Origin of the sequence: Paraburkholderia sp. SIMBA_027 (assembly GCF_046535315.1) — a bacterium.
Lineage (GTDB): Bacteria > Pseudomonadota > Gammaproteobacteria > Burkholderiales > Burkholderiaceae > Paraburkholderia > Paraburkholderia tropica.
In genome coordinates this window covers 1-244 of sequence record NZ_JAWRWY010001394.1, presented here as the reverse complement: position 1 = coordinate 244, position 244 = coordinate 1, and the positions used below count along the sequence as shown (strand labels likewise).

1 protein-coding gene is annotated in these 244 nt (G+C 70.5%); it reads left to right on the top strand.

All coding sequences use genetic code 11. From position 1 onward, the window contains the following. On the top strand, positions 1–244 hold a 244-nt coding region (locus tag SB764_RS43765), incomplete at both ends, for an efflux RND transporter permease subunit (RefSeq protein WP_410867272.1).

Here is a 244-nt window from a genome sequence, read left to right as displayed (position 1 = left end):
CGAGCACGCGAACCCGATCAACCGCGTGCTGATCCGCGTGTACCGGCCGCTGCTCGAAGCGACGCTGCGGCGCCCGTGGTTCGCGATCGGTGTTGCCGTCGTCGCGCTGTTGCTGACGGCCGTGCCGGTGGCGCGGCTCGGCGGCGAGTTCATGCCGCCGCTCGACGAGGGCGACCTGCTGTATATGCCGACCGCATTGCCGGGCATCTCGGCCGACAAGGCGAGCGAGCTGCTGCAGCAGACC